Genomic DNA, 22,501 nt, shown 5'->3' with positions numbered 1-22,501 from the left:
CCCGTCGCCACCGACGGCCACACCTCACCCAACAGCGACGGGCTGATGCACCGGCACGGCCCCGCCCCACCCACCGAACCGCACCCACACCCGGCAGACGGCAGGCGGCACCTCAGCCGACCGGCGGCACCATCGCCTCGATCCCCGCGATCAGCAACTCCAGCGCGAACTCGACATCCCGCTCCCGCGCCTCCGCACCGGCGAAGTGCGACCCGTACACGAACTGGAACACCGCCGACATCGCCCCCGTCTGCCGGCACGGCGGCATCCCGGCGTTCCGGATCACCTGCCGCACGCACGCCGAGAACGCCATGGAACACGGCCCGATGTTCGGGAAGATCCCGATCAGCGCCGACACCCACGGGTGGCGCACCGACAGCGCCCGGTACCCGACCGCCAGCCCCCGCAGCTGATCACGCCAGCCTTCCTCCGACTCGACGTCCGGCAGCGCCAGTTCACCGAACACGGCGTCGAGCGCGAGCTCCAGCAGATCGTCCTTGGTGTCGACGTACCAGTACACGGACATCGCGCTGACGTTCAGCCCGGCCGCCAGCCGCCGCATGGAGAACTTCGCCGGACCCTCCGCGTCCAGCAACCGCACCGTGGCCGCGGTGATCCGCTCCCGGTCGAGCCCGGACGGCCGGTCCCCGCCGCGGGCGGCCCCGCCCCGGGGAGCCTTGTCGCGAGGGGCCTCGCCCTCGAGCCAGACACTGGTCCGCGCCGGCCGCTTCGCCCTGTCCGCCGTCCCCGCCATGGCGCCCCTTCCCGGAACTCGGCCACGGACCGGGCCGGACTCCCCGGTCGCCCTCCTCGACGATGCTAAGCGGGCCCCGCACGGACACGTGCGACCCAACCACCCGAAACAGCCACGGGAACGGGCGGTGGCCCGGAGCGAACACGCTCCGGGCCACCGCCCGTTCACCGGATAACCAGAGCCGGACCGGAACCGAACCAGAACCGGACCAGAACCGGACCGAAACCGGTCAGCTGCCGCCGGCCGCCTGCGTCAGGTCGTAGAACGTGGCCGAACCCACCGTCACCTTCTTGAAGTTGGCCGTGACCCACGAGCTGATCTGCGAGGAGGTGGAGGTGGTACCGGACCCTCCGCCACCACGCGTTCCGCCTCCCATGCCGCCACCCATGGCACCGCCCGAGATGAAGTAGTGGATCCTGCCGTCCGCCACGTACTTCTTGAACTGGGCCAGGGTCGGGGACGGGTCGGTTCCGTTGAAGCCGCCGATCGCCATCACCGGCTTGCCGGTCGCCAGTTGGTAGCTCGCGGAGTTCTGGGAACCGACCGCGGCGGCCGCCCAGGTGTAGTCCCCCGCGTTCTTCGACAGCAGCGCCTCGGCCGCGGAGCTGACGCTCGCGCCGTTCAGCAGTCCTCCGGCACCGCCACCGCCCGGCATACCGCCCTCGCCCGTACCGCCACCGGGCATGCCGCCCTGCTGGTTCTGACCGTTGCCGTTGCCCTGCTGGTTCCGGCCGGGGAAGCCACCGGTGCCGCCCGTCGGGGGCTGGACGTTTCCGCCGCCCTGCGGAGCGTTCGGCATGCCGCCGTTGCCGTTCTGCGGGCTCTGGCCGCCGGGGAAACCGCCCCGCGTGCCGCCACCGGGGAAGCCGCCCCGGCCGCCCATCATGCTCGCCCCGGCCGGACCGGCCGTCACGATGGAACCGGTGTGCCCGGTGTTCACCGTGGAGAGCGTGTACGCCGTCGGGCCCGCGAGTGCCGCCACGAAGCCCAGTCCGGCCGCCGCGAGAGCGAGCTGCCGACCCAGCCGGGCCACGAAGATCAGACCGAGCGCCGCAGTCAGACCGCCGACGAGGACGAACCACTTGAGCCAGGGCAGGTAGTCGGGAGTGCGGTCGAGAAGGACGTAGCCCCAGGCCGCACCGGCGGTGACCGCGCCGGCGAGGGTGAGCGACGCCCACACCTTGTGCCGCTCCTCCCACAGCGCCGTCGCGCCCATGCCGACCAGGGCGGCGATGTAGGGAGCCAGGGCCACCGTGTAGTACTGGTGGAAGATGCCGGCCATGTAGCTGAAGACCAGCGCGGTCATCAGCAGCGCGCCGCCCCAGGCGAGGAACGAGGAGCGGGCCAGGTCGGTCCGCTTCGCCTTCCGGGTCAGGACGAGGCCGCCCACCAGCAGGATCAGGGCCGCCGGGAGCAGCCAGGAGATCTGGCTGCCGATCTCGGAGTTGAACATCCGGTTCCAGCCGGTCTCGCCCCACTGTCCGGTGCCGCCGGCGCCCCCACCGCCGCCGACACTGCCGGTCTCGTCGCCGTTGATGCGGCCGAGGCCGTTGTAGCCGAAGGTCAGCTCCAGGAAGGAGTTGTTCTGCGAGCCGCCGATGTACGGGCGGGAGGAGGCGGGCCACAGTTCGACGATCGCGACCCACCAGCCGCCGGCGACCACCATGGCGGCCGCCGAGAGACCGAGCTGCGCGAACCGCTTGCGGACGGTCACCGGCGCGCAGACCGCGTACAGCACGGCCAGCGGCGGCAGGATCAGGAAGGCCTGGAGCGTCTTGGTGAGGAAGGCGAGGCCGACCGCGGCGCCCGCCCACAGGAGCCACTTGGTGCGGCCGTCCTCCAGGGCGCGGATCACGCAGTAGACCGTGACGGTCATGAGCAGCGCGAGCATCGCGTCCGGGTTGTTGAACCGGAACATCAGCGCGGCGACGGGGGTGAGCGCGAGCACGGCGCCGGCGATCAGACCCGCCGCGGCGCTGAACCGGCGGCGTACGGCCGCGTACAGGACGCCGACCGTGGCCACGCCCATCAGCACCTCGGGGACGAGGATCGCCCAGGAGCTGAGGCCGAAGATCCGTACCGACAGGGCCATCGGCCACAGCGAGGCCGGGGGCTTGTCGACGGTGATGGCGTTGGCGGAGTCGAGCGAGCCGAAGAAGAGTGCCTTCCAGCTCTGGCTGCCGGCCTGCACGGCCGCGGAGTAGAAGGAGTTGGCGTACCCGGAGGCGCTCAGGCCGTACAGGTACAGCACCGCGGTGGCGAGCAGCAGACCGAGGAAGGCGGGGCGCGCCCAGCGCGGGTCCTCGGGCCGGCCTCTGCGGACCCGCCGGAGGAAGGGCTGCTGGGGCTCACCGGCCCCGGGGGCGGCCGGGGGCGGGGCGTGCTCGGGGGGCGGTGCGGAGGCGGAGGGCCCCCAGGCGTGACCGGAGGTGCCGGTGCCGCCGGTGTTCGTCTCGATGCTCGTACCGGCACCGGCGCTCGTACCGGCACCGTTACTCGTACCGGCGCTCGTGTCGGGCTGTGTCGTCATCGCGCGTTCCTCGGATCGTGATCGTGCGGGCGCACCGCCTGCAACTGCATGGTCGAATCCCGCCAGGAGCGGTCCGCGGCCTCGTCGGCGCGGTACCGGTCGGTGTCGTACGGGGAGGAGGGTGCGGTCGGGCGCTGCGGCAGCGGTGGACACCCGGCCGTTCCCGGCCGGGCACCCACCGGGTGGACCGGCGGGACCGGCTGGTGCGAGGCCGCCACCGGGGACGGGGACGGCGTCCCGCCCTGCCGGTCGGAGAAGACCCAGGCACGGAAGAGCAGGAAGCGCAGCACGGTCGCCGCGAGGTTGGCGGCGATGAGCACCGCCAGCTCGGTGGAGTGCGCGGGGTCGCTCGTCCCGGCGTTCAGGGCGGCGAGGGAGCCGCTGGTCAGGGCGAGCCCGATGCCGAAGACGACGAGTCCCTGCGCCTGGTGCCGGACGGCGCCGCCCCGGCCGCGTACGCCGAAGGTGAGCCGCCGGTTGGCGGCCGTGTTCGCGACCGCCGACACGAGCAGCGCGAGCGCGTTGGCGACCTGCGCCCCGGTGAAGGTCCGAAAGCCGCTGTAGAGCAGCAGGTAGAAGAGGGTGGACAGGCCGCCCACGACGCAGAAGCCGACGAGCTGGCGGGCCAGGCCCTTGGGCACGCCGGTCAGTTCGCGGTCGCGCGGGTCGTCCCCGAAGGGCCGGGCGAGCCGGTCGAGCGACAGCGAGCCGGTGGCGAGGGCGCGTCCCACGCGCCACACCCCCAGCAGGTCGTCCGTCGCGGTCTTCACGATGTGGACGGTCGAGTCCGGGTCGTCGACCCAGTCGACCGGGACCTCGTGGATGCGCAGCCCGGCGCGCTCGGCCAGCACCAGCATCTCGGTGTCGAAGAACCAGCCGGTGTCCTCGACGAGCGGCAGCAGCACCCGGGCGACGTCACCGCGGATCGCCTTGAAGCCGCACTGCGCGTCCGAGAAGCGGGCCTGGAGCGAGCCGCGCAGGATCAGGTTGTACGTACGGCTGATGAGCTCCCGCTTGGCGCCCCGCACCACCCGTGAGGAGCGGGACAGCCGCGAGCCGATCGCGAGGTCCGAGTGACCGGAGATCAGCGGGGCCACCAGCGGCAGCAGCGCGTTCAGGTCGGTGGACAGGTCCACGTCCATGTACGCGAGGACCGGCGCGTCGGACGCCGACCACACGGTCCGCAGCGCCCTGCCACGGCCCTTCTGCTCCAGCCGGAAGGACCTGACCTCCGGGATCTGCGCCGCCAGCCGGGCCGCCACCAGGGGGGTGCTGTCCGTGGACGCGTTGTCCGCCACCGTGATGCGGAACGTGTACGGGAACGTGCGCCTGAGGTGGTCGTGGAGTCTGAGCACGCATGGCTGGAGGTCCTTCTCCTCGTTGTAGACGGGGATCACGACGTCCAGGACAGGCGTACCCGCGTCCGCGGCCGGGAGGTGCTCCCGCGCCGGCAGGTTGCCGGGAGAAGGTTCGGTTCGCATGGCAACGACTCTCGTCAAGCCCGCTGTTGCACCCATGTGCTGGCACTGTGCTGTACCTGTGAGTGCTGTTGCCATGACGTTTCGAGGACGAGCGCGGGCAGATGCAGGGTGAACACCGTCCTGCCGGGGCCGCTGTCCACGGTCACGGCGCCCCCGTGCGCGGCCGCGACGGCCTGCACGATGGCGAGCCCGAGGCCCGTCGATCCGGAGGAACGCGAGCGCGAGGAGTCGCCGCGCGCGAACCGTTCGAAGACACGGGGCAGCAGGTCGGGCGGAATACCGGGCCCGTCGTCCTGGACGTCCACGCACAGCCACGGCCCGTGCCGGTGCACCCGTGCGGTGACGGTCGTCCCCGGCGGGGTGTGCGTGCGGGCGTTGGCGAAGAGGTTGACCATGACCTGCTGCAGGCGTGCGGCGTCCGCCGACACCAGCGCGGGCTCCTCGGGCAGTTCGAGCCGCCAGTTGTGGTCCCGCCCGGCCGCCCGCGCGTCGCTCACGGCGTCGATCACCAGGGGGACGAGGTCGGTCTGCTCGTACTGCAGCGGCCGCCCCGCGTCGAGGCGCGCCAGCAGCAGCAGATCCTCCACGAGCAGCGTCATCCGGCCGGCCTCGGACTCGATCCGTCCGAGCGCGTGCCGGGTGTCGGGCCCGGTCTCCTCACGGCCGCGTCTGGTCAGCTCGGCGTACCCGCGGATGGACGCCAGCGGGGTGCGCAGCTCATGACTGGCGTCGGCGACGAACTGCCGTACGCGCATCTCGCTCTGCTGCCGCGCGTGCAGCGCTCCGTGGATGTGGTCGAGCATCCGGTTGAGGGCCGCCCCGACCTGCCCGACCTCGGTGTGCGGATCGGCCTCCGACTCCGGTACCCGCTCGTAGAGGGTGACCTCGCCGGTGTGCAGCGGGAGTTCGGAGACCCGGGTGGCGGTGGCGGCGACCCTGCGCAGGGGGCGCAGGGCGATGGTCACGATGGCCGCGCCCGCGAGGGAGGCCGCCGCGAGACCCGCGCCGGTGACACTGAGCTCGACGTAGATCAGCGTGGTGAGGGTGTTGGTGACGTCGTCGGTCGGGAGCGCCACGTAGAAGGCGCCGTTCCGGCCCTCCTTGTACTGCACGCGGTACTCGCCCCGGCCGGGGATCTCCACCGTGTGGGGGTATCCGTCCTTCTCCACGGAGGCGAGGGCGGCGAGCTGGCTCTTGCCGAGCTGCAGCGCGGTGGGCTGCTTGACCCCGTTGGAGTCCTTCTTCCCCACGCTGACTATGCCCTTGGTGGCCTTGCCGTTCGTCACGGTCGCGCCGATGGCACCCATGGCCTGCCCACGGAGCACGAACTCCAGGGGGTCCTTGCCGATGACGTCGTCGCCCGGGGGGTGCACGGCTCCGCCGTCGGTGGGGCCGCCCGCAGGGGGCCCCGTCGGGCCCGCCGCGCGCATCGCCGCCTCGGCGACGTTGCCGTCCAGCTGCTTGTACAGGTGGGTGCGCAGCGCGATCGTGGTCACGGTGCCGATCACCGCGCACACGACGGCGATCAGCACGACGGACCCGACGACGAGCCGCGTCCGAAGGGTGCGCGGCTGTCGCCCCCGCCTCCTCTGTGCCCGCGGCCGTCGTCGTCCGCTCATGACGTCGCGGGCTTGATCAGGTAACCGGCGCCGCGCCGGGTGTGGATCATCGGTTCGCGTCCGGCGTCGATCTTGCGGCGCAGATACGAGATGTAGAGCTCCACCACATTGGCCTGGCCGCCGAAGTCGTACGACCACACACGGTCGAGTATCTGCGCCTTGCTCAGCACCCGGCGCGGATTGCGCATCAGGAAGCGCAGCAGCTCGAACTCGGTCGCGGTGAGGTGGATGTTGTCCCCGCCGCGCGACACCTCGTGGCTGTCCTCGTCCAGGGTGAGATCCCCGACGACGAGCACGGAGTCGGACCGACGGTCGGCCGCGCCGGAACGCCGGATCAGGCCGCGCAGCCGGGCCACGACCTCCTCCAGGCTGAACGGCTTGGTGACGTAGTCGTCGCCACCGGCGGTGAGACCCGCGATCCGGTCCTCGACCGCGTCCTTCGCGGTCAGGAACAGCACCGGCACGTCGGGCTGCTCCCGGCGGAGCCGGCCGAGCACCGTCAGCCCGTCCATGTCCGGCAGCATCATGTCGAGCACCACGGCGTCGGGCCGGAACTCGCGCGCGGTCTGCACCGCACCCGTCCCGTCACCCGCGCTGCGGATCTGCCAGCCCTCGTAGCGAAGGGCCATGGACAGCAGCTCGGTGATCGACAGTTCGTCGTCCACCACCAGCACTCGGACGGGGCTCCCGTCCGGCCTCAGCAGTTCGGTGCGCCCCTGGGGCGAGGTCGTGGTCATAGCGGACACCTTGGTAGGCACCGCTGAGAGCATCCTTTCGGCAGCCTGTGATTTTCCTGAGAAACGCACAGGAGCTTCTCAGGAAACTGCTGGGTAGCGCTTTCCGGCGTCAGCCGAGGCCGAAGAGGCGGGCGCCGTTGTCGAAGCAGACCGCTCGCAGCCAGTCGTCCCCCAGCCCGAGCCGTTCCAGCGCGCGCAACTGGTGGACGTACGGGTACGGGATGTTCGGGAAGTCCGTGCCGAGGAGCACCCGGTCCCCGAGGTCCGCGAGGCGGGGCAGCAGTTCCGGCGGGAACGGCGCGAGCCGCTCGCTGAAGTCGGTGAACGCCATGGTCGTGTCGAGCCGTACCTCGTCGTACCGCTCGGCGAGGCCGAGGAACTCCTCGTACTCGGGCATCCCCATGTGCGCGAAGACCAGGCGCAGCCGGGGATGCCGGCGCAGGACGGCCGCGACCGGGCCCGGGCCGGTGTGCTTGCCGGGCGAGGGCCCCGATCCGCAGTGGATCACCACGGGGGTTCCCGCCTCGGCGATCAACCCCCATGCCGGGTCGAGGAGTTCGTCCCCCGGGTCGTAAGCCCCCACCTGTACGTGCGCCTTGAAGACGCGCGTGCCCGCCTCCACCGCCTCGCGCACGTACCGCTCGACTCCCTTCTCGGGGAACAGGGTCGAGGTGTGCAGGCAGTCCGGGGTCCGGCGGGCGAAGCCGACGGCCCAGGAGTTGAGCCACTCGGCCATGCCGGCCTTGTGCGGGTAGAGCATCGCCGTGAAAGCGCGTACCCCGAACTCCCGGATCAGTGCCAGCCGTTCGTCCTCGGCGGCGCGGTAGGCGATCGGCCACTCGATGCCGCCGGTGAGCTCGCCGAGTCCGTCGAAGTAGTCCCACACCTTGCGCAGCACCCGCTCGGGCATGAAGTGCGTGTGGACGTCGACGAGTCCGGGCAGCCCGAGCCCCTCCCAGAAGGCCCGCACCTCCCGCGCCTCCTCCCGCGCCTCCCGGGCGAGCGGACGAGGGCCCGCCTCCTGCCGCGCGCCGCCGCCGACCGTCTCCCCGGGGACCACCTCGGGGGCCGCGTCCGCGCCGCCTTCCCGCTCAGTCCCCGGCATGCTCGAACCCGTGGCTCCGCTCGACCCTGGCGATGTGCAGGGTGTACCGCTCGTACCACTCGGCCCGGCCGCGCCGCTGTGCCGCCCGGTGCTCGGCATGCGCACTCCACTCCTTGATGGCGTCCTCGTCCCGGAAGTATCCGACGGTGATGGCCAGTCCGCCCGGCGTCCGCGCGTGGTCCATCCCCAGATAGCCCGGGATCCGCTTCACCAGCTCTTCCATCCGCTCGGCCGCCTCTGCGTATCCGGCGTCCTCGTCCGTGCGCACGGAGGTGAACACGGCGGCGTAGTAGGGGGGTTCGTGGGCTGCGACAGGTACGTCGGAGTGATCGCTCATGTCCGACACTCTCGTTCCGGGCGTCCCCCGTCGTCCAGCACCTTTCCGAACGGGATCCGAAAGGGATCGAAGTCTTGACCATTCCGGCCCCGGCCGACCCCTGCGTCCCCCGTCCCCTCTCCCTCTTCCCCCAGAAGAGACCGTCCTCCTTCAGAAGAGGCCGTCCTGGACACCGGCGTCCGCCGGGGGCGCCTCCCGGACGGGAAAGGTGATTCCAGAACCCCCGGCCACGTCCGCGGCCCCGGCCCCGGTCAGCTCCCATCCCGTCATCAGCCGGGTGTCGAGAACGACCACTCCACGCCCGGTGAGGAGATGGAGATCGGGACCCGCGGCACCACGCAGCTCGCCGTCGACGGAGCCGCCCGCGGCCAGTTCGCGCACGACCCCCCACGCGGGCGAGAGCCCGGCGAGTCCGAAGACGTCCGTGTGATCGACGGGCTCGAAGGGTGCACGCCCGAGCGACTCCGGCCAGCCGTCGAGATCCGCGGCACGCTCGTGCAGCTCCCGGATCTCGGCGAGGCGCTCCCCGGCCCCCGGCAGCGCCGCCCGCACCGCCCGCTTGTCGGCGTACGGAATCCGGTCCGGCACCCCGAGCGCGGCCCGCAACAGCTCCTCGGCCCGGCGCGCCGCCATCAGCGGCCCCTGCCCCAGCCAGCTGAAGGTGACGGCGCCCTGCTCCAGGAGCCGGACGGAACCCCGCTCGACCCGGGTGATCCCCACCTTGACCAGGCCGGGCCCGAACCACGCGAGGTACACGCGGTACGGCCGCGGATCATCGGCGAGCGTGTCAGCGGCCACGGAGTGCGCCCGGTCCAGCCGCGCGCACTCCTCGCACCGCGCCCCCGTACCGCGCGACGACACGACGGCCCGGACGGGACACGCGTTCCCCCGCGCCCCCACGCAGGTCCGCACACCCCCGTCCACGACACCGAACGCGACCCGCCGCCCAGGAACCAGCGGACTCGTCCGCCCGCCACCCCACACGAGCACGGCCCCGTCCCCCGACCACCGCACCCCCGAACACGTCCACGCCCGCCGCACACAACGACAGTAGAGGACCCCACCGACAAGCACCCTGGCCGGCGGGAACGTCCACGGGACGCAGGGGCGTGGCAGGCGGCGGGGCCGGTCCTGCCGCCGTGTGTCCGGCGAGCGGGCCGGCCCAACGGCTACTTGGCGGGGGTGATGCTGACGATGTGGTGGTCGGGGGTCATGACGACCGAGAGCTTGACGGTGCCCCCCATGCTCCAGCTCAGGGTGACGACGGCCTCGGTGGAGTCGCCCTTGCTCTTCTCGGTCACCGTCCACCGGGCGGGGATGTTCTGGGCACGCAGGACGCCGTCCGCGTGGTTCGTGCGCTCCCAGGCCGCCAGCTTCTTGCTGAGCGCGGAGTCCAGGTAGTGGGCGCGCAGGTCCTTCATCAGCTTGGGGTTGGGGTCGGAGCCGTTCTGGGCGTCGATGTAGGCGCCGTAGAAGTCGGCGATGCCGGTCAGCGCGTCGCCCGTCTTGCCGCTCACGGTCCGCGCCTGGGCGGTGGCCGCCAGCGGAGCGCGGTGCGGCGCGGCGGTCTGGGAGGCGTGCGCCGAGACGCCGAGCCCGAGGCCCAGCGTGAGACCGGCGGCGACGGCCGCGATACGGCGGAGGCTGCGGCGTCCGGAAGTGTTGCCGTGCATGGTGTGTCCCTCGTTCCTGGTCGGTGGACGTCGTCGCACGGGCCCGCCGGACACCCCGTCGAGGGTGCGTCCGGGCAGGGATGTCCCCTGGACGAGTCGGTGATGTGGATGCCGCTCCCCTGAACAAGCCGGCCTGTGGGGCCGTACCGCTGGAGGGCGACACCAAGAGCATCGGCGGCGCCTGGGCGCGGCGGCAATCACTGCCGTCCGATCCGCAACGGTGGAACCGTCCCAGGGCAGTTGACGTGCAAAGACGTGGACTGCCTGGGATGCCGTTCCGGGACGGGACGGACGGATACGAGCGGAGGTGGGCACGGGCCATGGCCGTGGCCGACGACGTGACGAGGTTCGCGGAGCTGCTGGCGCACCTCAAGACCCGCACGGATCGCAGCTACGCGGCTCTCGCCCGGCGCCTGGACATGAACGCCTCCACGCTGCACCGCTATTGCGCGGGCGAGGCCGTGCCGCTGGACTTCGGCGTGGTGGAGCGGTTCGCCGCGCTGTGCGGGGCCTCGCCGCGCGAGCGCGTGGAGTTGCACCGCCTGTGGATCCTGGCGGTCGCGGAGCGGCGCCGGTCCCGCCCGGCCGGGACCGGACGGCGGCCGGGCGGCACGCCGCGGCCTCCGGCGGCCGCGGGCGAACCGGCCGTCCCGGCAGACGGCACGGAGGAACGCGGCACGGAGGGGCAGGGCAGAACTCCTGAGCCGGGAACCACCCCCGCGCCCCTCGCGACACCCGCTTCCCCGACGCCGCCCACCTCCCTCACGGCACCCGCGCCGGACGCGACGCCCGCTCCTGACACGACACCTTCGCGGGACGCGGCGGCCGAACCGGCCCCGCCGGACGCACCGACCCTGCCGGACACCCCGGCCGCGACACCCGCGCCGGACACGGCGCCCGCGCACACCACCCCGGACGCGCCCCGCACACCGGAGGCCGGGACCGCGTCGGGAGCGGCGCCCGCGACCGTCGGCGGGCGGCCCTCCCGTGCCTGGTACCGGCGACGTCCGGCCGTCGTGTCCTCCGTACTGGGCACCGTGTTCCTCCTGACCGCCGCGGGGCTCTCGGCGCTCCCGGGGTTCCCGGACGCCCTCACCCAGGACTCGCCCGGCGGCGCGGCCTCACCGCACCACGGCCCGTCGGCCTCGCCCACCGGCACACCGGCACGCCCGTCCGCCCCGGCCGCACCGTTCACCTGGGCCGTGAACTCCCACGTATGGGAAGGGGACTGCGGCCACGACTACGTCATCGGCAGACCCCCGCGGCAGGTCCCGCCGCCGCCGTCCGCCGAGGACGCCGAGGTGTGGGCGAACGCCCAGGACGCGGTGCACGGCGGGGAGACGATCGTGCGGGTGTCGGTACAGGGGCGCACCTCGGCGGCCGTCGTCCTGGAGGCCCTGCACGTCCGGGTCGTGCGCCGCGCCGCGCCCCCGGACAGCGGAGCCTTCGTCTACGACACGTCCCCGGGCTGCGGCGGGGGCATCACGCCCAGGTCCTTCGCCGTGAGTCTCGACAAGCGCACCCCCGTCGCCCGGGCCGTGCCCGGAAGCAGGGGCGACACGATCCTGCCGGCGCGGCGCTTCCCGTACCGGGTCTCCGTGGAGGACCCGGAGGTCCTGATGGTGGACGCGCGGACCAAGACGTGCGCGTGCGAGTGGTACCTCGACCTCGACTGGTCCTCACAGGGCAGCACCGGCACCATCCGGATCGACGACCACGGCCGCCCCTTCCGCACCACCGGTATCACCGGGCTGCCGCTCTACCGGTACGCCGACTCGCCCCGGCAGTGGGTCCCGGAGTCCCCGCGAAACTGAGCTCACCCCGGACGCGCGGGGCGTCGACCGACGGCCCGCCGGCCCTGGACTTGTCGGACGAACCGAAGCCACGCGTTGACCTGCCCCACGGTTTGGGTTCCAGTTGCGGTGGCTGACTGGCGGCGGGGATGTGTCTTGTTCGGAGAGTAGTTCGTACTCGATCGGGGTGCGGTAGCCCAGTACCGAGTGGCGCCGCTGTCGGTTGTGGAAGATCTCGATGTACTCGAAGATCGCGTTCGCCAACTCGACCCGGGTCCTCCACCGTTTGCGGTTGAGCAGCTCGATCTGCATCGAGGACCGGAACGACTCCGTCATCGCGTTGTCCAGGCCGTCCCTGACGGTGCCGAACGACAGCAAGAGGCCGGCGGAGCGGATCCGCTCCCCGAAGACCCAGGAGGTGAACTGGGTTCCGTGATCGGCGTGAACGATCCCGCCCGGTTCGGGGCGCCGGTTGCGGAGGGCCATGTCCAATGCGTTGACGCTGACCAAGCTGGTGACCGTCTGCCAGTGCTGCGCCCAGGGGAAGGACGCCAAGCGGGAACCCAACCACCGGAGGTGCTGCGCGGTCGGCGACTGCTGCGAGGCCTGCCCGTCCCGGCGGATCGTCCAGGGGTCTCGCGACGCCCTGCGTGCCGCGCTCACTCACGCGGTCACCGAGGAGGAGATCACCAAGAACGTCGCCTCACTGGTGAAGGTGCCCAGCCTCGACGTCGTCGGATCAAACCGTGGTCCGTTGCCGAGGCGGGCCGGTTCCTCGCTGATGCGGCTGCCCGTGACGACCACCTCTTCGCGGTCTGGGTGCTCGTGCTGTGCCTCGCTCTGCGCCGCGGTGAGGTGCTCGGGCTGACCTGGAAGTCCGTCGACCTCGAGCGGGGTGAGCTGTACGTGGATCACCAGATCCAGCGGGCCGGTCGGCAGATCCTGCACCGCGAGACCAAGACGGAGGACTCCGACGACTTCCTGCCGCTGCCTGCGCTCTGTCTCAAGGCGCTGCGGATGCGTCGCGCCCAGCAGACCGGCGACCGGGCGGTTGCCCGGGATCTCTGGCAGGACAGCCACGGCCTGATCTTCACCACGAAGTACGGAACCCCGATCGAGCCGGGCAACCTGACTCGGATGTTCGCCCTGCGCGTCCGCCGCGCCGGCCTCCGTGCGATCCCGCTGCGGAACACCAGGCACACGTGCAGCTCGCTCCTGGTCGCCCTCAAGGTCCACCCGAAGGTGGCGCAGCGCATCCTGCGACACTCGCAGATCGCCATGACGATGGAGGTCTACGCGGAAGCGAGCGAGGAAGAGGTGTGCGCCGTGATCGGCAAGCTGTCCGACGTGATGGGCGGCGTCGGCTGAGCCGTCCACAGCGTCGGCGTGCGGAAGACCTCGGGGACTACCCCAGGGTCTTCTCCTCTAGTTCGATGAGGCGGAAACAGTCAACGCGTAGTCCACGCCGATGGAGAAGTCGCCCGACCGTCCACGGATCTTCAGCGAATGTGCTCCGGGAGCCAGGGAGGGCAGCTGCGCCCAAAGGCCGCACCCCGTAGCCGTGAAGCGCCCTCCCTGCTGGGTGACCGGGTTGCCTTGAGTACCTTCCACCGTGATCGAGTCACCTGCATAGGTATCCGGTTCCACCGGCTTGCCGTCGAGCACCACAGTTCCTTGCGCGCCTTCCATGAAGGCCGCACAGTCCTGGTCGTCTCCGACAAGATTGATCACAGGCACTGCGATCGGACGACCGTTGGGCACCTCGCACGCTCGCTTGACCTGGCCGCCGAAGGAGCCGGCCAGGAACCACACGTCCTTCGGTTGATTGCGGCCGCACGCGCTCCCGTCCGTGTCAGCGACAGGGTTGCTCGCCTCGGGTTCCGTGGCTGCCCACGTCCACCATCGGCCCTGCAGTTCTGCGGAAGGAAGGTTCGTCTTCTCCGCCGCCGGGGCAGTGGTCACCGACGCCGGTCCTACCGTGTCGTCCGAGCCTCCGGCTGCCTGTGTCCCACACCCGGCCAGGGCCGCCAGTACTACAGCGGTCAGTCCCGCTGTCCCAACTCTGAACCTCATATGGCCCCTCCCGACCGCACGCCCCCGCCGCCTCGGCCCTACAGCCAGCGCGACATGAGCGGACACCCTACCTACGGGGTGGGACTCCTCTGCTTCAAGCCCGTTGCTGTACTTCGCTGCTGTACGCCCACACAACGCAAGAGGCCCGGACTTTCGTCCGGGCCTCTCACCTGTGTGCACTCGGCAGGATTCGAACCTGCAACCTTCTGATCCGTAGTCAGATGCTCTATCCGTTAAGCTACGAGTGCTTGTTCTGTTTTTGCTTCTGTCTTCGCTCCCCGGGCTTTTGCCCCGCTCGCGGCGACAGGAAGAACATTACATGACTGCCGCCGCCATGTGAAATCCATTCCCCTCACCCCTTGTGACCTGGGAAAACGTCCTTCAGGGCGCTCGCGGGGTCGCTGGGGGCGCATGTGGTCGGTGGTCCTCGCGGACTCCCGGAACGCCGAAACCCCGGTCCAGTGGACCGGGGTTTCGGGTCTTCGCGCGGAGGCGGAGGGATTTGAACCCTCGATGGGATTGAAGTCCCAAACCGCATTAGCAGTGCGGCGCCATAGACCGGACTAGGCGACGCCTCCCGCACAACCCCTCACGCGAGCGCGAGTGGTGCGTGCAGATGATGACACAGTCGAGCGCCGTGTCACCAATCGCCCCCCACGGTACTAGGCGGATGCGCCGCACCGCAAAGCCTCCACGGGCACGCAACCGGGTGGGTCGTTCCGCGTTAGGCAGGACATGTTGCGCCGACTGCTCCTCACCGCCGCCGTGTCAGCCACCGCCGTCCTCTCCTGGACGCCCGGCGCCACCGCCGGCGCCGTCACCCGTGCCCCCGGGATGCCCCCCGTGCCCGTCGCGTCCCTCTCCGGGCCCGCCACCGCGCTCACCGCGTTCACCGGACCGTCGTCCCCGTTCCGCGCCGGGCCGCCGACGACCGCGGCGCGAACCGCCGGCACCTCGTACGGCCTCGCCCTGCCGGCCCTCATGCCCCCGCCGGCCCGGCCGGAGGACTCCGCCGACCGGCTGACCGTGACCGTCCACGGCGTGGGCGGCGACGCGGACGGGACGTTCGAGCTGGACTGCCACCCCGCGGGCGGCACCCATCCGCACGCGGCGGATGCCTGCGACCGGCTGGAGCGGATGACCACCTGGGGCAAGGACACCTTCGCCCCGGTGCCGCCGGACGCCCTGTGCACGATGGTCTACGGGGGTCCGGCCACCGCTCATGTCACGGGAACCTGGGCGGGGCGCCCCGTCGACGCCCGCTACGACCGCTCGAACGGGTGCGAGATCTCGCGCTGGAACGCCCTGGTGCCCGTTCTGCCGGGCGCCCGTTCCTAGCGCGGAAGCCGCGAGGACACGGCGAAGTCACGGTGATCTCACGGTTCCGCTCGGTGAAATGCGTGGTCACAGGTTCTCCGCCGGTTCTGCGTCTCATATGTGTGCGACCTCCCTCTCATCCGGCATCGCGAGCGCAACCTCTGCCCGTAGACTCCCTCGCGTGACACGCCGCGGGCCGGTTGGCAAGATGGCCTCCGCGGTCGGCAAGGTGCGGTAACAGGGAGGAAGCGTCTCGTGAGCAGCAGGCCATCCCGAGGCGCTGCTCGCCTCGCAGCCATACTGGACGCGCTGCCCGATGCGCTGGTCCTGGTCAACGCCAACGGGACCGTCGTCAACGCCAACACGATCGCCCTGGAGGCCTTCGAGACCCCGGGCACGGCCCTGGTGGGCCGCGGGCTGCTCGATCTGCTTCCCGAGTTCGACTCCCGGCTGATCCCCGGCTCCATGCGGCGCCCCGACAGCACCGACGAGCGCGGGCGGACCAAGCCGACCCGGATGATCGCGCGGCGGACCGACGGCTCGGAGTTCCCGGTCGAGGTCACCAGCGCGAATCTGGAGAGCGGCCAGCAGGCCTACGACAACCACGGCCCCACCCCCGACGAGCTGCTCATGCTCGTCGTGCGCGACCTCTCGGGCACCGTCGACACCGAGGCCGAGCTCGCGCGTTCGCAGCGCCAGACCGAGATGATCCTGCGCGCGGCGGCCGAGGGCGTCGTCGGCACGGACACCGACGGGCGGGTCGTCCTGGTCAACCCCGCCGCCGCCCAGATCCTCGGATACCGGGCCAGCGATCTCGGCGGCAGGGAACTGCACACCCTGATCCTGCACTCGCGGGCGGACGGCGAGCCCTTCCCCTACTCGGAGTCGCCGCTCGCCGACACCCTGCGCTCCGGGCGCAAGCACCGGGTGCGCGGGCAGGTGCTGTGGTCGAAGTCCGGGGACAAGGTGCCGGTCGACCTGACGACCTCTCCGGTGCGCGACGGGGACCAGCTCGTCGGTGCCGTCATGACCTTCACCGACCGGCGGCCGTACGACACCCTGGTCGAGGAGAAGGAAGCCGCCGCCACCCGGCACGCCGAGGAACTGGAACGGCTCGGCGAGGAGCACACCGCCGAGCTGGAGAAGCTGCGCGAGCGGCACACCGCCGAGCTCACCGAGCTGACCGAGGGGCACGAGGAGGATCTCGCCGCCGGCGAGGAGCGGTACGCGGCGCTCGGCGAGCGCGAGAAGGACCGCTACGAGGCGCTGGCCGCCCGGCACGAGCAGCTGCTCGCCGTCCTCGGCCACTCCCTGCGCGGACCCCTCGACCAGCTGCGCGGCGAACTCGCCAAGCTCGCCGCCGACGACGCGGGGCAGCTGTGGCCCGAGGCCAACCAGGTCCTGCACCACCTCGCGGCCGGCTACTCGCGCATCACGACGCTCGTCGACAACGTCCTCGGCTACCAGCGCCTGGACGCGGGCATCGACACGATCTTCCGTACGAACGTGATGCTGGACGCCGTGGTCGCGGCCGGTGTCGAGGGCGCCATCGAACTGATCGGGCCCGGACGCGTCCAGTTCGCCGTGCACGCACCGCCCATCGAGGCCGAGGTCGATCCGCAGCGCCTCGCGCGCGCCCTCGCCCACCTCGTCGCGGACGTCGCCGGAGTCGACGCGACCGGCAACGCGCCGGTGTCGGCGGGCGGTTACATGGACAACACGGTCGTCGTGGCGGCGGCGCAGCGCGGCGAGGTCGTCCGCATCGAGGTGCGCGGGCCGTACGCCGGGGGAGACCCGGTGCACGAGCCGATCGTGCGCGGGATCGTGCGCGCGCACGGCGGTGTGCTCCAGACGCACGAGGTGCCGGGGATGAGCGGCAGCGCGTACGTCCTGGAGGTGCCCATCGGCGGCGGGGCGGGCGCGGTTCCGCTCGACGCCGTGGCGCCCGTCGGCGCCGAGATCGCCCTTGCCGGGCAGGACCCGCGACAGGCCCTGCAGCAGGCCCCGCAGCAGAGCGGTGGCCGGCGCCGGGCCCGGCGGTCCTCCACGGACGCCTTCCTGGAGGGCGAGGAGTCCGGGGAGTCGGGTCCGCAGGCCCTGGAGGCGGCGGGCGCGACCGCTCCCACGGGGCGCCGCCGCCGGCGTGCCGTCGAGGAGCAGGCGGCGGGCGAGCCGGCGGTTCCCGCGCAGGAACAGCAGGGCGAGGGCGCCGAGGACGGATCCGGCGGCACCGGACGACGCCGTGGCCGGCCCAGCCCCGCCGAGGGCACGGGCGACGCCCCGGCCCAGGGCACGGCCGGCGGGGTCTCCGAGGGCTCGGTCGTGATGGCGGGCGAGCACGGGGCGGAAACCGCGGCCGTGGGATCCGGGCTGGGCGGCACGGTGCCTCCGCAGGGGATGCCGGTCCCGGTGCCCACCGGACGGCGCGCGCGCCGCGACGGTGAGCAGAACGCGCTGCCCGCGGCGCCCGTCGCGCCGGCGCCGGACCAGGGTTCCGACGAGGACGACGACACCGACGAGGCGGGCCGGCCGGCCGGGCGGCGGCGCCGTGCGCTGGCCGCGGCGGCCGAGCGTGCCGCCGAGCAGGACACGGGCTCCCGTACGGTGTTCGCGCTGCCGCCGGCGGAGGCGGACCGCTCTCCGGAGTATGTCCAGGCCGAGGCGCAGGCGCAGGCCGCGCAGGAACAGGCCGCCGAGGCCCACGCGGCCGAGGTCCAGGCCGCGCGGGCGCAGGTGGCCCAGGCGGCACAGGACCAGGTGCAGGCCCAGGTGCAGGCCCAGCAGGTGCAGGCCCAGGTCGCGCTGGCCCAGCAGCCCGACGGCCGCCACGACGCGATGCGGCACGACCCCGACGACGACCACACCCCGCCGCAGCCGCACCCTGTCGCCGCCCCGACGGGCCGCCGACGCGCCCGCCAGGTCGCGGAACCGGTTCCCGCGGCGGCCGGGGCACTCGGACAGGCGCTCCCGGCGCCGGGCATTCCCGGTCGGCCGGTGCCCGCGCAGGGAGTGCCCGCTCAGGGAGTGCCCGCTCAGGCGGTGCCCGCTCTCGGGCAGACGGTTCCCGCGCAGGGACTTCCCGCGCAGGTCGTCCCGGCCGCTGCCGCCGCCGGTCAGCCGGTTCCCCCCGGACTGCCTGCCGCAGGCGCGCAGCCGGATGCCGTGCCCGTTCCGGCGGCCCAGCCGTGGCCCGACGCGAACACCACCGGCGCCGGTGCGCAGCCCGCGCTCCCGGCCGCCCAGGCGGCTCCCGCCCCGCTGCCACCGGAGCGCCCGGCCGCGCGGGTCGCCCAGCCGCTGCCCGCCGAGGCGACGCCCGCGTCCGCCCCGGCCGACCCCAACTCGACGCAGGGCCGTGCCATAAGCGTGCGCACGCTCGGACAGGGCGTCCCGTTCGCCCGCCAGGTCGCGGCGGCGCAGCCGGGCGGCGGCGTCCAGGCCCCGACTCCTCCCCCGAACGCGACGAACGGCGGGGGCAGGCGCCGCAAGCTCGGCACTCCGCCGGAGCCCGCCGCCGATCGCCCGGAGACGGCCGCGCGCGCCCTTCCGGGGGGTGCCCAGCCGGGTGCCGGACCCCGGCGGCCCGGCACCACCGAGGGCGCCGGACGGTCCTACGCCATAGGAGCGCCGGACGAGAACGCCGCCGAGGGTCCCGAACCGCTCGACGGTCCCGGCGGTGCGGTCGAGATCGCCGACCAGCCGCAGCCGCGGCCCGTGGACGACGAACTGCCCCCGGAGCCGCTGGACAACCCGCGGCGGCTGCTCGTGTGGCCGGCGCCCGACGCCGGTACCCAGCAGGCGCTGAGCGACCGCGGCTACCGGCCGGTCATCGTGAACTCGCGCGAGGAGGTCGACGCGCAGATCGCCGCGTTCCCCGCCGCGCTGTTCGTCGACCCGCTGACCGGTCCGATCACCCGCACCGCGCTGCAGTCGCTGCGCCAGGCGGCCGTCGCGGCCGAGATTCCCGTCCTGGTGACGGCCGGGCTCGGACAGGCGACGCGCGAGGCGGCGTACGGCGCCGACCCCGCCGTGCTCCTGAAGGCGCTCGCACCGCGCGACTCCGAGCAGCACCCGCCGCGCGTGCTGCTCATCGAGGAGCACGCGGAGATCGCGCTGGCGCTGACGGCGACGCTGGAGCGGCGCGGGATGCAGGTCGCGCGCGCCTCGACGGACGAGGACGCGGTCACCCTGGCCGCGCAGATGCGTCCGAACCTCGTGGTGATGGACCTGCTGCAGGTACGGCGCCGACAGGCCGGGATCGTCGACTGGCTGCGTGCGAACGGGCAGTTGAACCGCACGCCGCTCGTCGTCTACACCGCCGCCGTGGACACGGCCGAACTGCCGCGGCTGGCCGCGGGGGAGTCGGTGCTGTTCCTCGCCGAACGGTCCACGAGCGACGAGGTCCAGGAGCGGATCGTCGACCTCCTGGCCCGCATCGGCACCAACTAGGGCCGTGCCCGTACGTTTGTGAGAAGCACGCAGCACGCGAGCCGGGAGGGACGCCCCTCCCGGCTCGCGTGTGATGTGCGCGCGGCGGAACGCGTCAGAGCTCGGTCACGTCCAGGCCGCCCTCCGCGTACTGCTTGCGGATGACCTTCTTGTCGAACTTGCCGACGCTCGTCTTCGGGACGGCCTCGACGATCGACCAGCGCTCGGGAAGCTGCCACTTGGCGATCCTGCCCTCGTCGGCGAGGAAGGCGCGCAGCGACGCGAAGTCGGCGGTGGAGCCTTCCTTCAGGACGACGGTGGCCAGCGGGCGCTCGCCCCACTTCTCGTCGGGGACGGCCACGACCGCGGCCTCGGTCACGTCCGGGTGGGACATGAGGGCGTTCTCCAGGTCGACCGAGGAGATCCACTCGCCGCCCGACTTGATGACGTCCTTGGCACGGTCGGTGAGGGTCAGGAAGCCGTCGGGGCTGATCGTGCCGACGTCACCGGTCTTGAGCCAGCCGTCCTCGCTGAACTTGTCGGCGGGGCGCAGCGGTTCCCCGTCGCTGCCGCCGTAGTAGGCACCGGCGATCCACGGGCCGCGGACCTCCAGCTCACCGGCGGACTCGCCGTCCCACGGGAGCCGCTCGCCGCCGGGGCCGGTGAGGCGGGCCTCGACGCCCGCCGGGAAGCGGCCCTGGGTGAGGCGGTAGGCGAACTCCTCGTCCGTGCCCACCGCGTGGGCCGGCGGGCGGGCGATGGTGCCGAGCGGGGAGGTCTCGGTCATGCCCCAGGCGTGACAGACGTGCATGCCCAGGTCGTCGAAGGCGGCCATGAGCGAGGGCGGGCAGGCCGAGCCGCCTATCGTCACCTGGGTGAGGGAGGAGACGTCACGGGGCTTGGCGGTCAGTTCGGCGAGCAGTCCCTGCCAGATGGTCGGGACGGCGGCGGCGTGCGTCGGCCGCTCGGACTCGATCATCTCGGCGAGCGGAGCGGGCTGGAGGAAGCGGTCGGGCATCAGCATGTTGATGCCCGACATGAAGGTCGCGTGGGGCAGGCCCCAGGCGTTGACGTGGAACTGCGGCACCACGACGAGGGTCGTGTCCCGGTCCGTGAGGCCCATGGACTGGGCCATGTTCACCTGCATGGAGTGCAGGTAGATCGAACGGTGGGAGTACACGACGCCCTTGGGGTCCCCGGTGGTCCCGGAGGTGTAGCACATGGCCGCGGCCTGCCGCTCGTCGATCTCCGGCCAGTCGAAGACCGTCGGCTTCCCGGCGATGAGCTCCTCGTAGTCGTGCACCCGCACGCCCGCCCCGCCGAGCAGCGAACGGTCGCCGGGGCCCGAGACCACGACGTGCTCCAGCGTCGGCAGCTGGGGGAGGAGCGGTGCGAGCAGCGGGAGCAGCGAACCGTTGGCGATGACCACGCGGTCGGCGGCGTGGTTGACGATGAAGACGAGCTGCTCGGCCGGGAGGCGGAGGTTCAGGGTGTGCAGCACGGCGCCCATGGAGGGGATCGCGAAGTACGCCTCGACGTGCTCGGCGTTGTTCCACATCAGGGTCGCGACGCGCTCGTCGCCCGTCACCCCGAGGTCGTCGCGCAGGGCGTGGGCCAGCTGGTTCGCGCGCGCGCCGGCCTCGCGGAAGCTGCGGCGGTGCGGCTCGGCCTCGCCCGTCCAGGTCGTGATCTGCGACCCTCCGTGCACCAGCGCCCCGTGCTCCAGAATGCGGGTCACAGTCAGCGGTACGTCCTGCATCGTGCTCAGCACGGCGTCCTCCCGGGGCGACATTGCCTACGCGGTAGTAATGGGTTGCGCTGATTCTGCGCACATACCGCTCGGTATGTCACTAGACCACGGAATGATCGATCAGCTCAGGGCACACTCGGCGGCCGGCCGGACCCCGTCCCGGCGGACGGGTGTCAGCTCGGGGTCCTCGCGCAGTTTGCCCAGCGCACGGGAGACCGCCGACTTGACCGTGCCCACGGAGACCCCGAGGACCTCCGCCGTCTGGGCCTCGCTCAGGTCCTCGTAGTAGCGCAGCACCACCATCGCCCGCTGCCGCGCCGGCAGCTTCGTGATCGCCCGCCACATCGCGTCGTGCAGCGCCTGCTGCTCGGCGGGGTCGGGGGCGGGCAGCCCCTCCGGCTCCGGCAGTTCCTCGCAGACGAACTCGTCGACCTTGCGCTTGCGCCACTGCGAGGTCCGCGTGTTCAGCAGGGCGCGTCGCACATAGCCGTCCAGCGCCCGGTGGTCCTCGATCCGGTCCCAGGCGACGTACGTCTTCGTCAGCGCCGTCTGCAGCAGGTCCTCCGCGTCGCTCGGGTTCGCGGTGAGCGACCGGGCGGTCCGCAGCAGCACCGGCTGCCGCGCCTTCACGTACGACGAGAACGACGGGTACGACAGGGTCCGTGCCGCCCCTGTGGCGGCGTCCGAGGCGCTCGTGCAGACGAGTGTGGTCATGGCTCCACGCTAGGTTCGCCCCCTCGTCCGGCGGATCGGCCGCAGGTCCCGAAGCCGTGTCCGCCTCAGGTCGGAGAACGGGGGCCTGCCCCACCTCCTGAAGGTGGACACGCGGGTCGCGTCGTCTGAGGGTTCACCCCTGAGACACGGCCGCCGGGCGCGGTTCCCGTCCGGTGGGTGGGTCGGGGCC

The 22,501-nt window shown here is 72.4% G+C and carries 15 protein-coding genes, 2 tRNA genes and 2 pseudogenes; 4 read left to right on the top strand and 15 right to left on the bottom strand.

Translation table 11 applies throughout. The annotated features are described in order from the left end of the window. Positions 1-112: 112 nt before the first annotated feature. The 9 genes from ACH4S8_RS23950 to ACH4S8_RS23910 all read right to left on the bottom strand — a co-directional run bounded on the left by ACH4S8_RS23950 (position 113) and on the right by ACH4S8_RS23910 (position 10,236). Entirely contained in the window at positions 113-754 is a 642-nt protein-coding gene (locus tag ACH4S8_RS23950) for a TetR/AcrR family transcriptional regulator (protein ID WP_398397219.1), read from the bottom strand. A gap of 229 nt (positions 755-983) precedes the next feature. Next, on the bottom strand, positions 984-3,284 hold the full coding sequence (locus tag ACH4S8_RS23945) for an ArnT family glycosyltransferase (RefSeq protein WP_398397217.1): 2,301 nt from the start codon (positions 3,282-3,284) through the stop codon (positions 984-986). Further along, positions 3,281-4,765, bottom strand: a complete 1,485-nt coding sequence (locus ACH4S8_RS23940) for a glycosyltransferase (RefSeq protein WP_398397215.1) — start codon at positions 4,763-4,765, stop codon at positions 3,281-3,283. The genes ACH4S8_RS23945 and ACH4S8_RS23940 overlap by 4 nt, the downstream gene beginning before the upstream one ends. Before the next feature lie 14 nt (positions 4,766-4,779). Then, positions 4,780-6,384 (bottom strand): sensor histidine kinase, encoded by a 1,605-nt coding sequence (locus ACH4S8_RS23935; protein ID WP_398397213.1) that lies wholly within the window; start codon positions 6,382-6,384, stop codon positions 4,780-4,782. Beyond that, a complete protein-coding gene (locus ACH4S8_RS23930; protein WP_398397210.1) occupies positions 6,381-7,121 on the bottom strand; it encodes a response regulator transcription factor in 741 nt (246 codons plus the stop codon). Before ACH4S8_RS23930 ends, ACH4S8_RS23935 begins: the two co-directional genes overlap by 4 nt. Before the next feature lie 109 nt (positions 7,122-7,230). After that, positions 7,231-8,226, bottom strand: a complete 996-nt coding sequence (locus ACH4S8_RS23925) for an amidohydrolase family protein (RefSeq protein ID WP_398397208.1) — start codon at positions 8,224-8,226, stop codon at positions 7,231-7,233. Continuing rightward, the gene (locus ACH4S8_RS23920; protein ID WP_398397206.1) at positions 8,213-8,563 is read right to left on the bottom strand and encodes an antibiotic biosynthesis monooxygenase family protein; all 351 of its coding nucleotides are present in this window, start codon (positions 8,561-8,563) and stop codon (positions 8,213-8,215) included. Before ACH4S8_RS23920 ends, ACH4S8_RS23925 begins: the two co-directional genes overlap by 14 nt. 150 nt (positions 8,564-8,713) lie before the next feature. Further along, a complete protein-coding gene (locus tag ACH4S8_RS23915; RefSeq protein ID WP_398397204.1) occupies positions 8,714-9,604 on the bottom strand; it encodes a DUF2797 domain-containing protein in 891 nt (296 codons plus the stop codon). Positions 9,605-9,732: 128 nt separating this feature from the next. Further along, positions 9,733-10,236, bottom strand: a complete 504-nt coding sequence (locus tag ACH4S8_RS23910) for a hypothetical protein (RefSeq protein WP_398397202.1) — start codon at positions 10,234-10,236, stop codon at positions 9,733-9,735. A gap of 320 nt (positions 10,237-10,556) precedes the next feature. On the opposite strand from ACH4S8_RS23910, the gene ACH4S8_RS23905 reads away from it, so the two are divergent. After that, positions 10,557-12,050, top strand: coding sequence for a helix-turn-helix domain-containing protein (locus ACH4S8_RS23905; RefSeq protein WP_398397200.1), 1,494 nt, complete (start codon positions 10,557-10,559; stop codon positions 12,048-12,050). Between the two features lie 147 nt (positions 12,051-12,197). On the opposite strand, the pseudogene ACH4S8_RS23900 reads toward ACH4S8_RS23905, so the two are convergent. Continuing rightward, positions 12,198-12,530, bottom strand: a pseudogene (locus ACH4S8_RS23900) (transposase); the annotation flags it as partial. A 1-nt stretch (position 12,531) separates the two neighbouring features. Here ACH4S8_RS23900 and ACH4S8_RS23895 point away from each other — a divergent pair. Further along, positions 12,532-13,397 (top strand): annotated as a pseudogene (locus ACH4S8_RS23895) (site-specific integrase); the annotation flags it as partial. A 57-nt stretch (positions 13,398-13,454) separates the two neighbouring features. On the opposite strand, the gene ACH4S8_RS23890 reads toward ACH4S8_RS23895, so the two are convergent. The 3 genes from ACH4S8_RS23890 to ACH4S8_RS23880 all read right to left on the bottom strand — a co-directional run bounded on the left by ACH4S8_RS23890 (position 13,455) and on the right by ACH4S8_RS23880 (position 14,680). Next, positions 13,455-13,991 (bottom strand): signal protein, encoded by a 537-nt coding sequence (locus ACH4S8_RS23890; RefSeq protein WP_398397198.1) that lies wholly within the window; start codon positions 13,989-13,991, stop codon positions 13,455-13,457. Positions 13,992-14,277: 286 nt separating this feature from the next. Beyond that, positions 14,278-14,350 (bottom strand) — tRNA-Arg (locus ACH4S8_RS23885). Between the two features lie 239 nt (positions 14,351-14,589). Then, positions 14,590-14,680: transfer RNA gene (locus ACH4S8_RS23880), tRNA-Ser, on the bottom strand. 157 nt (positions 14,681-14,837) lie between these two features. Here ACH4S8_RS23880 and ACH4S8_RS23875 point away from each other — a divergent pair. Continuing rightward, positions 14,838-15,440, top strand: coding sequence for an SSI family serine proteinase inhibitor (locus ACH4S8_RS23875; RefSeq protein WP_398397196.1), 603 nt, complete (start codon positions 14,838-14,840; stop codon positions 15,438-15,440). A 234-nt stretch (positions 15,441-15,674) separates the two neighbouring features. Beyond that, positions 15,675-19,868 carry a PAS domain-containing protein gene (locus tag ACH4S8_RS23870; protein ID WP_398397193.1) on the top strand — a complete coding sequence of 1,398 codons (4,194 nt, stop codon included), beginning with the start codon at positions 15,675-15,677 and terminating at the stop codon, positions 19,866-19,868. A 94-nt stretch (positions 19,869-19,962) separates the two neighbouring features. Here ACH4S8_RS23870 and ACH4S8_RS23865 read toward each other — a convergent pair whose 3' ends face one another. Together ACH4S8_RS23865 and ACH4S8_RS23860 are read right to left on the bottom strand one after the other, a co-directional pair. After that, positions 19,963-21,639: a long-chain fatty acid--CoA ligase gene (locus tag ACH4S8_RS23865; RefSeq protein ID WP_398397191.1), complete on the bottom strand. Its 1,677-nt coding sequence runs from the start codon at positions 21,637-21,639 to the stop codon at positions 19,963-19,965. Positions 21,640-21,717: 78 nt separating this feature from the next. Continuing rightward, on the bottom strand, positions 21,718-22,311 hold the full coding sequence (locus tag ACH4S8_RS23860) for a SigE family RNA polymerase sigma factor (RefSeq protein WP_398397189.1): 594 nt from the start codon (positions 22,309-22,311) through the stop codon (positions 21,718-21,720). Positions 22,312-22,501 lie beyond the last annotated feature (190 nt).

This window comes from Streptomyces sp. NPDC021080 (genome assembly GCF_044333225.1).
GTDB lineage: Bacteria > Actinomycetota > Actinomycetes > Streptomycetales > Streptomycetaceae > Streptomyces.
This window is presented reverse-complemented; position numbering and strand designations above follow the sequence as displayed.

What these genes read in the sequence shown, in the direction of transcription:
- ACH4S8_RS23950 (WP_398397219.1), bottom strand. Translation starts at nt 754, where the DNA reads ATGGCGGGGACGGCGGACAGGGCGAAGCGGCCGGCGCGGACCAGTGTC.
- ACH4S8_RS23910 (WP_398397202.1), bottom strand. Translation starts at nt 10,236, where the DNA reads ATGCACGGCAACACTTCCGGACGCCGCAGCCTCCGCCGTATCGCGGCC.
- ACH4S8_RS23875 (WP_398397196.1), top strand. Translation starts at nt 14,838, where the DNA reads ATGTTGCGCCGACTGCTCCTCACCGCCGCCGTGTCAGCCACCGCCGTC.
- ACH4S8_RS23865 (WP_398397191.1), bottom strand. Translation starts at nt 21,639, where the DNA reads ATGTCGCCCCGGGAGGACGCCGTGCTGAGCACGATGCAGGACGTACCG.
- ACH4S8_RS23925 (WP_398397208.1), bottom strand. Translation starts at nt 8,226, where the DNA reads ATGCCGGGGACTGAGCGGGAAGGCGGCGCGGACGCGGCCCCCGAGGTG.
- ACH4S8_RS23930 (WP_398397210.1), bottom strand. Translation starts at nt 7,121, where the DNA reads ATGACCACGACCTCGCCCCAGGGGCGCACCGAACTGCTGAGGCCGGAC.
- ACH4S8_RS23940 (WP_398397215.1), bottom strand. Translation starts at nt 4,765, where the DNA reads ATGCGAACCGAACCTTCTCCCGGCAACCTGCCGGCGCGGGAGCACCTC.
- ACH4S8_RS23860 (WP_398397189.1), bottom strand. Translation starts at nt 22,311, where the DNA reads ATGACCACACTCGTCTGCACGAGCGCCTCGGACGCCGCCACAGGGGCG.
- ACH4S8_RS23935 (WP_398397213.1), bottom strand. Translation starts at nt 6,384, where the DNA reads ATGAGCGGACGACGACGGCCGCGGGCACAGAGGAGGCGGGGGCGACAG.
- ACH4S8_RS23945 (WP_398397217.1), bottom strand. Translation starts at nt 3,284, where the DNA reads ATGACGACACAGCCCGACACGAGCGCCGGTACGAGTAACGGTGCCGGT.
- ACH4S8_RS23920 (WP_398397206.1), bottom strand. Translation starts at nt 8,563, where the DNA reads ATGAGCGATCACTCCGACGTACCTGTCGCAGCCCACGAACCCCCCTAC.
- ACH4S8_RS23905 (WP_398397200.1), top strand. Translation starts at nt 10,557, where the DNA reads ATGGCCGTGGCCGACGACGTGACGAGGTTCGCGGAGCTGCTGGCGCAC.